Annotated in this window: 11 protein-coding genes, 8 tRNA genes and 1 riboswitch; all 19 genes read right to left on the minus strand. The window is 50.9% G+C overall.

Annotated features, from left to right (window positions below):
* Positions 1–164: 164 nt before the first annotated feature.
* The gene (locus tag NNL21_RS28830) at positions 165–896 is read right to left on the minus strand and encodes an MgtC/SapB family protein (RefSeq protein ID WP_204821469.1); all 732 of its coding nucleotides are present in this window, start codon (positions 894–896) and stop codon (positions 165–167) included.
* 6 nt (positions 897–902) lie between these two features.
* Complete coding sequence (locus tag NNL21_RS28835) at positions 903–1,904, minus strand: PHP domain-containing protein (protein ID WP_204821468.1); 1,002 nt, start codon at positions 1,902–1,904, stop codon at positions 903–905.
* Entirely contained in the window at positions 1,901–2,680 is a 780-nt protein-coding gene (locus NNL21_RS28840; protein ID WP_204821467.1) for a DeoR/GlpR family DNA-binding transcription regulator, read from the minus strand. The genes NNL21_RS28835 and NNL21_RS28840 overlap by 4 nt, the downstream gene beginning before the upstream one ends.
* A 357-nt stretch (positions 2,681–3,037) precedes the next feature.
* Positions 3,038–3,910: an MBL fold metallo-hydrolase gene (locus NNL21_RS28845; RefSeq protein WP_204821466.1), complete on the minus strand. Its 873-nt coding sequence runs from the start codon at positions 3,908–3,910 to the stop codon at positions 3,038–3,040.
* Between the two features lie 57 nt (positions 3,911–3,967).
* On the minus strand, positions 3,968–5,074 hold the full coding sequence (locus NNL21_RS28850; RefSeq protein WP_256555558.1) for a PQQ-dependent sugar dehydrogenase: 1,107 nt from the start codon (positions 5,072–5,074) through the stop codon (positions 3,968–3,970).
* Between the two features lie 112 nt (positions 5,075–5,186).
* The gene (gene queF, locus NNL21_RS28855) at positions 5,187–5,684 is read right to left on the minus strand and encodes a preQ(1) synthase (RefSeq protein ID WP_305881001.1); all 498 of its coding nucleotides are present in this window, start codon (positions 5,682–5,684) and stop codon (positions 5,187–5,189) included.
* Positions 5,681–6,346 carry a 7-cyano-7-deazaguanine synthase QueC gene (gene queC / locus NNL21_RS28860; RefSeq protein WP_204821465.1) on the minus strand — a complete coding sequence of 222 codons (666 nt, stop codon included), beginning with the start codon at positions 6,344–6,346 and terminating at the stop codon, positions 5,681–5,683. The genes queF and queC overlap by 4 nt, the downstream gene beginning before the upstream one ends.
* A 52-nt stretch (positions 6,347–6,398) precedes the next feature.
* Positions 6,399–6,444, minus strand: a riboswitch (PreQ1 riboswitch).
* A 126-nt stretch (positions 6,445–6,570) separates the two neighbouring features.
* Entirely contained in the window at positions 6,571–8,526 is a 1,956-nt protein-coding gene (locus tag NNL21_RS28865; RefSeq protein WP_204821464.1) for a S41 family peptidase, read from the minus strand.
* A gap of 228 nt (positions 8,527–8,754) precedes the next feature.
* On the minus strand, positions 8,755–11,841 hold the full coding sequence (locus tag NNL21_RS28870) for a discoidin domain-containing protein (protein ID WP_256555560.1): 3,087 nt from the start codon (positions 11,839–11,841) through the stop codon (positions 8,755–8,757).
* Between the two features lie 324 nt (positions 11,842–12,165).
* Positions 12,166–13,014 (minus strand): cyclase family protein, encoded by an 849-nt coding sequence (locus NNL21_RS28875; RefSeq protein ID WP_204821462.1) that lies wholly within the window; start codon positions 13,012–13,014, stop codon positions 12,166–12,168.
* A 70-nt stretch (positions 13,015–13,084) separates the two neighbouring features.
* Positions 13,085–13,642 (minus strand): SLOG family protein, encoded by a 558-nt coding sequence (locus NNL21_RS28880; protein WP_204821461.1) that lies wholly within the window; start codon positions 13,640–13,642, stop codon positions 13,085–13,087.
* A 93-nt stretch (positions 13,643–13,735) separates the two neighbouring features.
* Positions 13,736–13,812 (minus strand) — tRNA-Pro (locus NNL21_RS28885).
* 12 nt (positions 13,813–13,824) lie between these two features.
* Positions 13,825–13,901 (minus strand) — tRNA-Arg (locus NNL21_RS28890).
* Between the two features lie 3 nt (positions 13,902–13,904).
* Positions 13,905–13,979 (minus strand) — tRNA-Gly (locus tag NNL21_RS28895).
* A 3-nt stretch (positions 13,980–13,982) separates the two neighbouring features.
* Positions 13,983–14,069: transfer RNA gene (locus NNL21_RS28900), tRNA-Leu, on the minus strand.
* 13 nt (positions 14,070–14,082) lie between these two features.
* A tRNA-Thr gene (locus NNL21_RS28905) sits at positions 14,083–14,158 on the minus strand.
* 15 nt (positions 14,159–14,173) lie between these two features.
* Positions 14,174–14,250: transfer RNA gene (locus tag NNL21_RS28910), tRNA-Asp, on the minus strand.
* A gap of 33 nt (positions 14,251–14,283) precedes the next feature.
* A tRNA-Met gene (locus NNL21_RS28915) sits at positions 14,284–14,360 on the minus strand.
* A 7-nt stretch (positions 14,361–14,367) separates the two neighbouring features.
* Positions 14,368–14,442 (minus strand) — tRNA-Glu (locus NNL21_RS28920).
* Between the last annotated feature and the right edge of the window lie 162 nt (positions 14,443–14,604).

Consider the following 14,604-nt stretch of genomic DNA (forward strand, 5'->3'; position numbering starts at 1 on the left):
AATGACTCTTGTATAACAGAGAAATTGCTATTCGAAATCACTCATCATGGATACCATGTTCGAACCGAACATTACGGCCTATAATGCAGCATCAGCAAACGGCTGCAGTAGCAACCAAAAACGCCCTTCCGATTGGAAGGGCGTTTAGTTAGCGTTCTCATCATTTATAAGCTGTCCCCGGCTGTTTCCAGGCCCAATACGCCGTCAATCGAGGAAAGAGCCATTAACGCCTCTTCGAAGCGCTTGGTCTTCTTCAGCTTCACGTGCATGCGGATCAGGAGAGGACTCGTATTATTGGATGAATCCGCACCGTCTTCACTTTCAATAACCAGCTTGTCAATTTGAATGCCGAAGCTTTTCATCTTCACCACAATTTGGTTCAGACCCGCCGAACTGCGATGAATTTTAAATAAAATTTCATGATGCTTCTTCGCGCGCGAGAATACTTTCTCCACCTTATTCAATAAGAACAAACTGATCACCACCAGTAAGGTTCCAATCGCGGCACCGTAATAAAAGCCGGCACCGACCGCAAGTCCAATCGAGGCAACGACCCATAATGAGGCCGCTGTCGTCAAACCGGATATGGTCAGTCCCGTTCTTAATATCGTCCCTGCGCCGAGAAAGCCAATGCCGCTTATCACTTGTGCTGCCAGCCTTGCCGGGTCCATTCTTACATTCGGCTCTGCCGCAAACTCGGAGAAACCGTACATCGACAACAGCACGATAATCGATGAACCCAGGCACACTAGGATATGCGTGCGGAAGCCTGCGGAGTGACCGCCAAGCTCCCGTTCAAGTCCGATCAATCCGCCCAGCACAAGTGCGAGCACAAGACGGATCGTCATCTCGGTGTAGCTGATTTGCCATACCTCTGGGTTAAACGTTAGCTCCATGCGTGGTCATCCCTTTAAGTTTACTGTTTTACGTTCATGCTTCTCGAAATAAACCACTTCCTCGTAGCCTACCTCTGCTGCAAGATCCGCTGCTTGGTCCAGCAGCGTTCCGATATCGTCCGGGAAGTGTGAATCGGAGCTAAGCGTGATCGGAACGCCATGACTGTGGATGACACGGAGGAATGCAGGACTGGGGCACATCTCTTTGACGGGATACCGGTAAGCAAGCCCCGTATTGATTTCAGTTGCCACATCGGCTTCTTTCATGGCAGCAGCAACTTCCTCATACATCGGAAGCAGCGCCTCCTCGTTCGGCCGGTAATTGAATACCTTTAAATTATCCGGGTGCGCGATGATATCGAACAGCCCACAACGTATAGCCCCAAGCAGATGATCGAACAGATTGCGATACAGAGTAACCAAGTCTTCACCCGCAAATTTATATTCCGTCTGAGGGTTATCGAATCCCCAGCCATCGATGAAATGGACGGAACCGATGACGAAGTCCAGCTCATATTGGCTTAGCAGCGCCCCCAGCTCTTCCTCCCCGCCTGGGAAGTAATCCGCTTCGACACCCAGCGCTATTGGATAGCCTTCCTCCTGCAAGGCTCGGATCGCTGCCAAATATGGCTCTATCGAGCCCGTGCATACGCAGTCAAGCCAATAGCGCTGCAGTTGACCCAATTCGGAGTCATCGATGATCATATGACGCTCATAATAGGAACGGAATTCATCGAATCGATAGAGGTGGTCGACAATTCCGAAGCGTTTAATGCCGAGCCGCATTCCCCGCTCCAGATAAGACGTAATCCACTCCTTCGAGAAGCAGCCGCGCTCGATGCGCCTCGATAGTTTCTCGTTTAATTCCTCCACCCATTCGAGCGAGTGGGACCGGCTTGCAAATCCTCCGGCCTCCTTCTCCAACGTCTCGATAGCCTTGGCCGTTCTGCGAAGCCATTCAACGGAATAGGGCCCTTCTTCCAAATGAAAATGATGATCGACAATCACACTTGTTCCTCCTCGTCGGCGATTAATAGTTCGATTTCTTGGCTGCCTAAAACTTGGATCCACTCATCCGGACAACCTCTATCGGAGATCAGAACGCTAATATCCTTGAGCGGACATATATGAGCGAATGTTGTCTTGCCGAACTTGGTGTGATCGGCTAACACAATCGTTTCGACGGCCCGCTCCATCATCTTCCGGAATATATTAGCTTCGTTCAGATTGTAATCCGATATGCCGTCTCTCAAGGAGATACCGCCGGCTGCAAAGAATGCTTTGTCTGCTTTTAATTGATTGAGCATCCATTCGGCCAGAGGGCCGTTAACGGATTGCTGGCTAACATTCACTTCGCCGCCAATAAAGATAATCCGGCCTGGAAACTGCTCCATGGCCAGGCGCATGACCGCAGCGGAATGTGTGATGATCGTCACGCGCTTCTTGTTGCTCAGGTAGGGAATCATCCCGATTGTCGTCGAGCCGCTGCCAATCATGATGATGTCGCCGTCCTTCACGAGCGAGGCGGCTAATCGGCCGATCTCCTGTTTCTCTACGACATTAAGGAGCGATTTCTGTTCGAAGGGCGGCTCCAGCGAATCATGCTTCACAGCTCCGCCATACACTTTCTTTAGCTTGCCCTCTTTATCAAGCCGATCCAAATCGCGCCGAATCGTTTCCGCCGAGACATTTAATTCTTCTGCCATCGCAGGCACTTGAACCTTCTCTTCCTTGGCGAGCTGGTCCAGAATCTTCTTCTTGCGTCCTTCATAAGACAATGACATCTTTCACAACCACCTATGCTTTTGTTCGCTTGAGAAAGACATCCTCTCACGAAAGATCATGTACCATTCTATTAAAGAATGTCCGGTACGATTACACCCGTTTCGAATCAACAAACTTTCACGACCGTGTCTTGGGATTCTTGTGACTTTATGTGGTTTTAGTAAATATTAGCTTAGTAATGACACTGTAGTCAACAACAATCTTTGCATATGTTAAGTTTGTTTACATTTTACCCTCATAATGCATTTATCCTTTGTTCTAGTTACCCCACTCTATGAAGCCGCAAACAAAAAGAACGCTATATAAGCGTTCTCCGGTAACACCGTTAAAAGGAGCTGGATGATATGAACACACGATTATTCCTGCATGAATGCGTGCGCCGAGACATAGACAAACCGTTCCCCGCGCGCCATCACATGACACTTCTGCTCCGGGAAGAATTTGTACGAATAATCCACGAAGTAACCGGGATTTTCCGCATTCCCTGCAAAGATATCGTAATGAAGGGGAATAACCGTCTCCGTACCGATCTCATGGGCCAGCTCAGCCGCTTCGCGATAATCCATATTGCCGATAATGCCGCGGCTCGTGCGGAAATAATCGCGCCCGTTAATCGGCAGCATCGCCACATCCGGTTTATGGCCGCGAAGAAGCTCCGCCAGACCGGGGTAGACGATTGTGTCCCCTGCGTGGTACAGCGTAACCCCGTTAAGCTTTATGATATAACCCACATACCGGTGGTTTCCCTGTTCGTCTTGCTCCAATGCTTCATGAGCCGCTGGAATCGCTTGAATCCTCAGTTTGCCGCTCGCTAGGGGAGAGAGCCAGTTATTCGTATCGGCATCCGTAACACGGGTACGGTCGATGCCAAGGCTCAGAAGCTTATCCCGGCAGGCTGCCGGAGCCATGATGAAGGCATCGGGATTCTGTGCACCCAGCACAGGAACAGTGCCTTGATCCAGGTGATCTTCATGCTCATGGGTGATTAGGCAGGCATCGGCGTTCGTGATGTCCTCCGGTGCAATCGGCGCTGGATAGGTACGTACCGCGCCGGCTGTTTTCTCGAGATAATCGGATACGTAGGGATCAATATATATGGTCACGCCATCCCCTTTAACAATTACGCTTTCTTGACCTAAGAACCAGATGGCGAGACATCCGTATGGAACCTCCGTCGCATTCACTTCCTTGATCAATACTTGCCCGCTGCGATTTGTCTTTATGCCCATCGAAGTGACTCCTCCCATTCAAGGATACCTGTATATTCCATCCCCATTATAGTATCTTTACTTTAGCCGCAGCAAACGGTCGTCCGTATTCCCCGGATCGCCGCGCCCGTCCGTGTTGTTCGTAATGACATATACCATGCCCTTGTGAATTTTAACGTCCCGCAGCCTCCCTTCGCTTGTCACCATGACTTGACTTGAGCTTGCATCCGGCGAGAAGCGGACGAGTGATTGCCCGCGCAGACCGGTAACGAGTATTTCATCATGCTCATTAATTGTGATACCGGAAGGAGCCAGCGTATCGTTACCCGTATGAAAAACAGGCGTGATCATGCCTTTCTTCTTCTCGTCACCGATAATTTCAGGCCAACCATAATTTCCGCCTGCTTCAATTCGATTCAGCTCATCATGGCCCCCGGGTATGGAAGATGGGCCGTGCTCGGCGCTGATCAACTCCCCCTTCGAATTCCATGCCAGCCCTTGCGGATTCCGATGTCCATACGAGTAGACGAGAGAATCCGGGAATGGATTGTCTGACGGAGCCGTACCATCCATCGACATACGAAGAATTTTCCCCGCAAGACTATTCAGATCCTGTGCAAGCTTCTCACGTGACGCATCTCCGGTTGTCGCATACAGGTGATTGTCCGGTCCGATCGCAAGACGGCCGCCATTATGCACGGAAGCCCCGGGAATGCGCTCGAGCAGCGCCTGCTTCTCTGTCCAGCTGCTTCCGTCCGCTGCCTCCTCCAGCAGAACGATGCGGTTATATTCATCGCCTTTATCTTCATAGGTATGGTAAGCGTAGGCCTGCTTCGTCTTGGCAAAGTCCGGAGCAAGCACAAATCCCAGGAATCCACCCTCGCCAATTTGCTTAACTGGCTTATCTAGACTTACCGTTTGCCGCTCCAGCTTCCCATCCGCTATCTTCGCAATGGTTCCTTCCCGTTCACTTACATAAATCGTATCTCCGGCAAAATCAATCGCCCACGGCGACTGCAGCCGCTCGGCAAGTGTATCGTAACCGGACTTCCCCTTTCCCTCGGAGGTAACGGCGCTGCCGCTTCCCACTTCCACCGGGATGGCCTCTTTCTTCTGCGCGGGCGTACAGGCTGCGCCAACGAGCAGCAGTACAGCAAGCATCGAGATAAATAGGATTCGGTTCACTGTGAATGCCTCCTCTTCCTTCTCCGAGCAAAATATAGAAACAGACTAACCGCTGAGGGCTAGTCTGTCTGTTCGGACGTTGGTGTTTGTCTATCAGTATATCACAGGATGCTTACCGGTTATCAACCTTCTCGGGATACAAATCATGATTCATTAAACGGTGCTCCGCCATCTGTTCGAATTTGGTCCCCGGCCGTCCCCAATTGCAGTAGGGATCAATCGAAATCCCGCCTCTCGGCGTGAACTTCCCCCACACCTCGATATATCTCGGCTCCATGAGCTCGATCAGATCATTCATAATGATATTCATGCAGTCCTCATGAAAATCGCCATGGTTGCGGAAGCTGAACAAATACAGCTTCAGCGACTTGCTCTCGACCATCTTGATATCCGGAATATAGGAGATATAGATCGTTGCAAAGTCCGGCTGCCCCGTTATCGGGCATAAGCTCGTAAATTCCGGACAATTAAACTTTACGAAATAATCGCGGCCTTGATGCTTATTATCGAATGATTCCAGTATGGCCGGGTTATATTGAAAGGAATAGGTCGTGCCCTGGTTGCCCAGCAGCGTCACACCCTCCAGCTCTTCTTTGATTCTGCCTGTCATGATTGTTCGCTCCCTTCCTTAGCTGCCAGATAGGCATCCAGCCCTCTGCGCCGAAGCTGACAAGCCGGGCATTCACCACAGCCATCGGCAGGAATGCCATTATAGCAGGTGAGCGTCTTCGTCCGAACGAACTCGAGCGCACCCAATTGATCGGCCAGCTCCCACGTCTCTTCTTTGTTCAGCCACATGAGCGGGGTTTCGATGACAAACGGGTAATCCATCGATAAATTTAACGTGACGTTCAGGGACTTCACGAACACATCTCTGCAGTCGGGATAGCCGCTGAAGTCCGTTTCGCATACGCCGGTTATGATATGCCGTGCCCCGATTTGCTTCGCCAACACGGCTGCAAAGGATAGAAACAGTAAATTCCGCCCGTCCACGAATGTGGATGGCGGCCCGTCAGGCTTGACCTCAATGGCGATTTCATCGCGCGTCAATGCGTTCGGAGTCAATTGGCCCAGCAGCGACATATCCAGCACATGGTGCTTGATGCTAAGCTCACGCGCGATATCTGCTGCGCAATCCAGCTCCTGCTTATGCCGTTGTCCATATTGGAACGTCACCGCTTCCACCGTGTGAAACCGTTCCATTGCCCAGAACAAACAGGTTGTGCTGTCCTGGCCGCCGCTAAACACGACGATTGCTTTCTCTTGCTTCATCTGTCTCAGGTCTCCTTACGCACAAAAAAACGATAGCCAAGGAAGGGTACCGTTTTCCTTAGTATTTTTATAGAGGGGGGATCGCGAACCTCTCCCGGACCCGCGCTGCAGCGGCTTCCGGTCTTTATTCGATTGAACGTCTCGTAGTATACCATATCAGGTGCGAAAACAAAAGTGGAGCCTCCTGGGCTCCACTCCACTCGCCTTATCGATCCTCGAACGCTCTATTGCTGCCCCTGCAGCCGCTGCTTCAAGACATCTTCCGCCTTCTGCAGCTGCGTATCTTGGGTAGAAGGAGCTCCGGGTAAACTTACCTCGTAATTGGGAATAATTCCCTTCTTATGAATCCAATCACCATTAGGAGTGAGCCACTTCGATTCTGTGTATTTCACCGAAGAACCGTCTGCGTAGCCCTGCGTCGTCTGCACGACACCTTTGCCATAAGTAGCAGCTCCCACAAGGACGGCATCCGCTGACTCAGAGAGCGCTGCCGCCAATATTTCCGCGGCGCTTGCCGTTCCATTGTCGGTTAATACGACGATTGGCAGCGGCTTCTCCACATCGTTCTGTGTGACATATACCACTCGCTGTCCATTACGGTATTCCAATTGAAACAGCGGTTTCTGGTTCGGCACTAATTCATTGGCAATTAGCAGAGCCGAGCTCATCAGCCCGCCCGGATTTTGCCGGAGGTCTAGAATAAGACCCTTCATCCCCTGCAACTGTAATGCCGTATACAGCTGATGAAATTCATCGGTAGTCGGTTCAGACATACGGGATATGCTGATTGTGCCTATTGAATCCGATAGCATCTGACCGGCTACCGTCTTCTGGATGATGGTATCGCGCGTGACAGATACCGTTAGTTTGCCATCCGTACCGGGACGCTGGACGACGAATTCAGCAACCGTCCCTTTGGGTCCGCGGATAAGCGCGGCCAGCTCATCACTGCTCATCCCCGCCACATCCTTGCCATTCACCTGAAGGATGATATCGCCGGTTCTGAGCCCCGCTTTCTCGGCAGGAGAGCCCGGCAAGATCCCGCTAATAACAAGTGCGCCGTTCTGTTCCTTAAGCGTCGTTCCGACACCTTCGAAGGAGGAAGTAATTCCGCTGTTGAAGCTCGCGGCCGCCACCGGATTCATGTAGACGGTATATGGATCGCCCAGCGATTTCAGCATGCCGTCAATCGCCCCATTCACGAGCGTCTCCTCATCGACGACGGTATAGTAGTCATATTTCAAGGCTTGATACACGCTCCAGAGCTTGCTCCATTGTCCCGTACGATTCAAGCTGTCCTGCTTGTCCGAAACTACGTAAACGAAGGTAGCTAGCCCACTTTCATTCGTCACGTACCAGATCCCGCTTCCCGCAACAGGGTCGCCGTATACGGCCGCATTCGCTGCAAGCGGAATGATCTGACCATTGAGCAGCGTCAAGGAATCCAATTGTTTCGCTTCGGATGAAGATGCCTGCTTGAAGCTGCCCACAATATCCTCGTATAGCCGGATCGCAAATGCCGTATTGTTCGTCGCCTGTTTCGTATCGAAGCGTCCCGTAGAAGGATTCAAGGGAACATCTGCAAGCAGCTTGACGATTAATTCGGCAACGTAGGATCTCGTGGCATTGGTGTTGGGCTTGCTGGCAGCGGAGACAAGTCCCAGATGATGATTCTGGTCCGCCAAATAGTAATTCACATACCACGGCTTGCCGGCTTCAGTGCTTTGGCTTTGCCGCATACCGATCGAATTCATGAGAATGGCGACTGCCTGCGCGTTCGTGATCAGCTTGTCCGGCTCGAATTTCCCCTCCCCGGTGCCTTGAATCCACCCCTGATTGACGGCGAAATTAATGTAACCCGTCACCCAGCCGGATACGTCATTGAACGCGGTCTTCTCGGCGGCCTGCTTAACTGCCTCGCTCTCATAGCCCTTCCCTGCCACCAGCATCGCAACAAACTCGGCTCTAGAGATTGTCTGCTCCGGCTTGAAGGATTGATCTGCATAGCCTTTAACGAAGCCCATATGCTGCAGCAGTAAGATCTGGCCAAGCGCGGGCGAGCTGCTGATGTCCTTGAAGGGAAGGGGGGCTTCTGCGGCTGCGCCATGCGTGGTTAAGGGGTTCATGAATAACGCGGCCGCTAGAGCCAACGTCCCAAGTGTTCGTGAAATCTTTCGCAATGCGTCATCTCCTGTCGAATGGTACCATACATCGTTTCATTGTATCGAATAATCTCTTATTCTACCATACTGCTTTCATATGAAAGAAGAGTTGGTCGAGCTGTTGCTGCGGAACGCTCTATTCCAATATAGGAAGGCATATAAGCTCACGAAAAAAGCAATGCCAAAAGGTCTGCTAAGCCCTTCTGGCATTGCCCATGCATCTCTTCATTTCATGGAAAAGTCTCTTTAATGCGTGACTTCCGTGAACACATAATTGAACCGCCCATTAGGAGCTGCGTCGCCATTGGTCGTAAATTCATACACATCGCCTTGCGTCTGCATGTTGTCATGCCATTTGAACTCCAAGCGCATGGGCTTGTTCAGGTCACTTAACCCCAGACTAGTACGTGGGATCGCGATCTCCATCTCCTGCCCATTTGCAGAATAATAAATAGAGCTCGATACCGTCGTCCAGTCCCAGCCGCCTGCACTCGACACTTTCTCTAGCAACGTCGTCGAAGCGCCTGCTCCCGTTCGGTTCACGACATAATTATAACCCTGCCAATTGGCTTCGGCGTCGCTAGTTTTAATAAATAGCCGCATCCAGTTCGCATCCGTATAGCTTGTCATGTTGTTCTTCGTCTTGACGTAGAAGTAAATGTTGTTGGCATCCCGCGCAACTTTCATTGTCTGTAGATCGTTGCGGCCGGTCGTATTCGTGTATGTGCCCGCCGTCCCCCAACCCGTTTCATTGCGCGACGCCGGATCGCCAACATCGTCCCGGAACTCCTGCTTGATATCCTTCCAGTCCGCGAAGCTGCCATCAATGGCAATCGTCTTCGGATTATCGGCATTCTGCGGCTTGCTCACGCCTTTGTAACGCCGGATGTAGTCAACCAGCTGATAATAATAGCTATCGCCGTATCCGCCTTTCATCGGCTCGATATCGCGGCTGTTCTCCTCATTGAAGGCATCCACGAACACATTGGTTGCCGAATAATCAGCGAACGAGGTAAACCGCATCGCCACCCATTCATTCCATCCCGTCACAAAAACAAATTTCGGATCAATTTCGAGCGCCCTGCCCCATTGCTCCATAAAATTATACCCATACTCCGTAGCCGGAGCGGCTGGCACGACACCATCGCTGAAGCTGCGCCCCTGTACACCAGGCTGGCTCATCGACCCGATCTTCCATCCGCCGCTTCCATTCGGAACCGCATTCTGGGCAATGCCGACCGTTACCTGCTCTTTCGCTACGCTGCTGCTGTAGAACGTGTGCTGCGGATAGACCTCCAGCCAGCCCCATTGATTGGCTGCCGTCGGACCGGTGAAGTAATTTGGCTGCGGCTTGCGGAACGTAAAGAAGTTATTGATAGCCGGATTACCGCTGAAATAAGCAGGATCCGCCATAATGAGCGGTTTACCGTTATCCCACCGGAACCACAGGTCAGAGTACAGCCCCGCACCATACAAATCATTATAGAGCGACGTTACAACCGAGGTGGGATCGCCGAACGGGCACAAGAAAACAATTTGCGGCGTCTTTCCTCCTTTGCTTCGTATATCCGCATATTCCTGGAGCAGCTCCATATATTGATCCTTATACGTGAAGCCGTTCGTCACATCGAAGACGATGGTGTCCACCCCTGCATCTGACAGCATTTGGGCGTGCTTGCGAATAACGTAATTATCCTGTGACAAATAATAACCGAATAAAGATTCACCCCAGTGGTGGAACGCGTTATAAGGGCCCCACGGGGGATTGCCGGCATTGCTCATCGCACCTGGATTGCTAGCCAGAATGTCCGTCACATCATGCGGACCGGTCGTTCCGTGCTGGCCCAGCCACAAGAAATAGAACATGCCCACGAATTTATCGGAACGCGTCTCATTGAAATTTGAGTAAGCCGGAAGAGTTCTTCCGAGGTTATCCACCGCCGCCCAGGTATCGCTGTGCGTATCCCACTTATAGGCGGTGGCATTGCCCATTTGAAAATAATAAAAACCGAAGTCATCCGTACCCAGCTTCGTCGCCTCAACCCGAATCGCTTTGGCCTGGACTGGCTCGAACTCGAAGGTTTGCTGCGTAGAGCCCGGATTCGCATAGTTCGTATAAGATTGTCCGGGTATCGTGGTGAAGGTTGTGCCGTTCTCGCTATATTTGATCGTGAAATCGACCGGGAAGGCTAATCCGCCAGGACGAGGAGTCAACACGAGTTTGTTAATCGGTGTCTTAACGCTGTATGTCAACGTAAAGCTCTGCGTACTGGATGCCGCAGGCTGCCGGTCGCTGGACCATACCGTGTTCGCGTCATAGTCGCTAAGACGCTCTGGGCCCCAGCCGCTAATCGAGCTCGTCGCCGTGTTGGACGCAGGGGTCAAGGCATCGCCCATACCCGATTCCACCGACATCTCTACAATTTGCAAATAGTACGATCCAGCACCATCCGAGCCTAGCTTCGTTGCATACAATCGAACATACCGGGCATTGACAGGAGAGCTGAAGGGGATGACAACCTGCTGCCCGCTGGAAGCGTTAAACCCGGAGAAGCTCGTCCCAGGCGCATCCGTCCATGGTCCGCCGGGACTGTTGCTGTACTGGATTTTGAAATCCGCCGGAAATCCCATTCCGGATTGACGAGGATGAAGACGAACGAGATTAATGCCATTCGTCGTCTGTCCCAGATCGAGCTGCAGCCATTCCGTGACGGCTGCAGTCGATGAGCCGTTGCTGGAATAGAACGCCGTTGTCCCCGCATTTACATCCGTATTGCCATCTACCGCATTCCCCGCTACGAATGTACCGATTTGGGACGATGCCGTCGCAACATACTTCTGTTCGACTTTCATTTCTTCCATCTGCAGATAATACGTATTAAAGTCATCATGTCCCAGCTTGGTTGCATACAGGCGAATGTATCTGGCATTAACCCGTTTCGTGAAAGGCAATACCACCTCTTTATTTCCCGGATTAGAAAAGTTAGTGAAATTGGCGCCAGGGATATCGTTCCAAGTCGTGCCGTTATCACTGTACTGCAATTTGAAATCCACCGGAAACCCATAGCCCTTCGGCCGAGGGTCCAATCGCACAGCATCAAGTGAATACTGCTTAGATCCGAGATCAACCTGAAGCCATTCGGTGAAGAGAGGTCCTGCATGTCCTTCGCTGGAATAGATGGTTGCATTATTCCCGTCGATCGCCTTGTCCGCCGTTAACGTTCCGGTTACCGATGAAGCCGAAGCGCTGGTAATTGGCGTGCCCGATGCAAAGAAAGGTACCACCGTTACAAGCATTAATAAAGCTACGCCGAGTGCAACTGCCTTTTTCATTCTCACAATCTCAGCCTCCTCCTCAGATTGTATGCCATTCTGCAGCCTTGCCATTATGCAGTGGTTTTTGCAGTGATACCTTTCGATTGCATGACAATCACCAACCAAATAGATGTTCAAATATCTCCTTAAATAAAGCGCTTACATTTCTAATATTAGCAAAATCTCACATAATCTCAATAGTCCTCAAGTATTCTTCTCTAACCCGCCTCCGTCATTTTCTGTCGAGACGTGTATTCAACCGTCCATGCCCGTTCATGTGTCTTTGCTCTAATAAAGAGGCTGTCCTTCAAGAGTACTTGAAAGACAGCCTGAGTGGAGGTTCTACCGGATCGCGATGGGATGCACGATGGACGCCGTAGCCCCCTTCAGCTTGAGCGGGGTTACGATAAACACAAACTCATAGATTTTTTCCTTGGCTAACGTCTCCAAATCCAAGCACTCTAGAATGGGAACACCTTGTTCAACCAATAGATAAATATGAACGAGATGCTCCGGGGATGGAATGACTTCAAATGTACTTGTATCGGCTCCGACAGCTACAGCACCTTGCTCCACCATATAGCGGGCAGCGCTCAAATCTGCTCCAGCATGCTTGGTCAGAAACCGGTCATTGTCAGTCCGCCAATATTGGCTGAAGCCGGTTCGCAAGAGAACGCTGTCTCCCGGACGTATAGCAACACCTTGCTTGCGTTCACATGCAAGGATGTCCTCTTTTGTGATCGGCTCACTGTCTCCCAGCACATCCGTCCCCTTGAGTTCTGCAATATCCAGCAGAACACCTCTTGTTACAAGGGGAGGCATCTGCTCCATGCTCCATTCAGAGATACCGTCATGATTTTGCGAGCCCTCTACAGGTCTGTCTCCGTAATAGAAACGTTTGCCTTCCTTGTTCACACTGAAATGACAGAGTGCATCGATGTGAGTGCCTGTATGCTGGCCCATAATCGTCATCTCTGTGGCAAAGCCTGCGTCTCCCTCCAGCATTCCATCAGTTTCCCCATGCCGTAGATAGGGGCGCATCGCGAACGGTGCATGCCCTCCAAATACTGGAATACCGGGCTCCAGTACATGCTGAAGACTAAATACACGTCCTTCTCGAATCAAAGCGGCCAGCTCGGGTGTAAACCTTGGTTCAGGCAGCTTTCCATAGTTCCGCTTCAGCTCGCTCATCTCTTAACCCCCGCTCTCTCCATGCCTGATCATTGGGATACTTGAATGATGACTTAGCCATATGGCTGTCTCAATCATAGGCATTCAAGCTTTCTTCATCGGCCACGCTCTGAACATCCTCGGAGCTTATGCTTATGTACCGATAACCGTCCAGTTCCTGCTTTCTTAATGCCTTTTCTTTAAAATACTTAGGACTTCCTTCTCCGGCATCCTCATCATAAAACAATAAAATCCCGTCTGTTTTTCTGAACAGCAGCTCATCTCTGGCTGTGAACTGCCATATACCGCTATAGGCTTGTTTACTAACAGCCCCGTAATAATCGACGCCTTTTAGAATTTGTCCGTAATATTCCTTCTTGGAATCATTCCACTTCTCTTCCGGATGGATAAACGCCGTCATAATGGATAACTTCAGATGTGGGTATTGCGCTTTCAAGGCAATCACCACCTCGCAAGCCCATAGATCGACACCATATTGACCCGGTGTCAGCACCCATTCTAAACCTTCTTCAACAAGTGGAATCAACTTTCCTGCGATCGCCTTTTGGATATAGGCAATTCCTTTATGCTTCTGATCGTATATACTCAATTCGTGAGCACGGTAGCCCGTCACTAACAGATTCTTCATCCTTCATTCCTCGTTCCCATGCAGATAGAAGAAACAAAAAAAGCCTGCACACGTATATGATATACGTTATTGCAGGCTTTGAATAGATAAGAATGGTCGGGATGACACGATTTGAACATGCGACCCCCTGGTCCCAAACCAGGTGCTCTACCAAGCTGAGCTACATCCCGATAAGTATAAAATGGCGTGCCCTGAGAGATTCGAACTCCCGACCTTTTGATTCGTAGTCAAATGCTCTATCCAGCTGAGCTAAGGGCACATATGGAGCGGAAGACGGGAATCGAACCCGCGACCCTCGCCTTGGCAAGGCGATGCTCTACCGCTGAGCCACTTCCGCATTTGGTGCGGTCGAGAGGACTTGAACCTCCACGGCTGTTACACCACTAGAACCTGAATCTAGCGCGTCTGCCAATTCCGCCACGACCGCAAAAAATAAAAGATGGTGCCGTCGAGAGGACTTGAACCCCCAACCTACTGATTACAAGTCAGTTGCTCTACCAATTGAGCTACAACGGCAAATGAAAGGTATAATGGCGGAGCCGACGGGATTCGAACCCGCGGTCTCCTGCGTGACAGGCAGGCATGTTAGGCCTCTACACCACGGCTCCACATTATAGGTTTATTCGTTCTAAGAAACGAATTGGTTGCGGGGGCAGGATTTGAACCTGCGGCCTTCGGGTTATGAGCCCGACGAGCTACCGGGCTGCTCCACCCCGCGTCATTAATGGTGACCCGTAGGGGATTCGAACCCCTGTTACCTCCGTGAAAGGGAGGTGTCTTAACCCCTTGACCAACGGGCCTTATGTACGATGCCTTATTCAGGCAGTGCACAATTCTCAGAAGCATTACACCCTGAAAACTGGATACGAGTTTGCGCAACTCTAAAGCTGGATGTTTCGTTAGGATAAGCCCTCGACCGATTAGTATTCGTCAGCTGCATGCATTGCTGCACTTCCACCTCG

It is taken from the genome of Paenibacillus mendelii (genome assembly GCF_024498075.1).
Taxonomy (GTDB): Bacteria; Bacillota; Bacilli; order Paenibacillales; family Paenibacillaceae; genus Paenibacillus_Z; species Paenibacillus_Z mendelii.

Bases quoted from the DNA above. Each gene is read 5' to 3' on its own strand.
- NNL21_RS28830 (WP_204821469.1), bottom strand. From the start codon at position 896: ATGGAGCTAACGTTTAACCCAGAGGTATGGCAAATCAGCTACACCGAG.
- NNL21_RS28840 (WP_204821467.1), bottom strand. From the start codon at position 2,680: ATGTCATTGTCTTATGAAGGACGCAAGAAGAAGATTCTGGACCAGCTC.
- NNL21_RS28845 (WP_204821466.1), bottom strand. From the start codon at position 3,910: ATGGGCATAAAGACAAATCGCAGCGGGCAAGTATTGATCAAGGAAGTG.
- queF (WP_305881001.1), bottom strand. From the start codon at position 5,684: ATGACAGGCAGAATCAAAGAAGAGCTGGAGGGTGTGACGCTGCTGGGC.
- queC (WP_204821465.1), bottom strand. From the start codon at position 6,346: ATGAAGCAAGAGAAAGCAATCGTCGTGTTTAGCGGCGGCCAGGACAGC.
- NNL21_RS28870 (WP_256555560.1), bottom strand. From the start codon at position 11,841: ATGAAAAAGGCAGTTGCACTCGGCGTAGCTTTATTAATGCTTGTAACG.
- NNL21_RS28875 (WP_204821462.1), bottom strand. From the start codon at position 13,014: ATGAGCGAGCTGAAGCGGAACTATGGAAAGCTGCCTGAACCAAGGTTT.
- NNL21_RS28880 (WP_204821461.1), bottom strand. From the start codon at position 13,642: ATGAAGAATCTGTTAGTGACGGGCTACCGTGCTCACGAATTGAGTATA.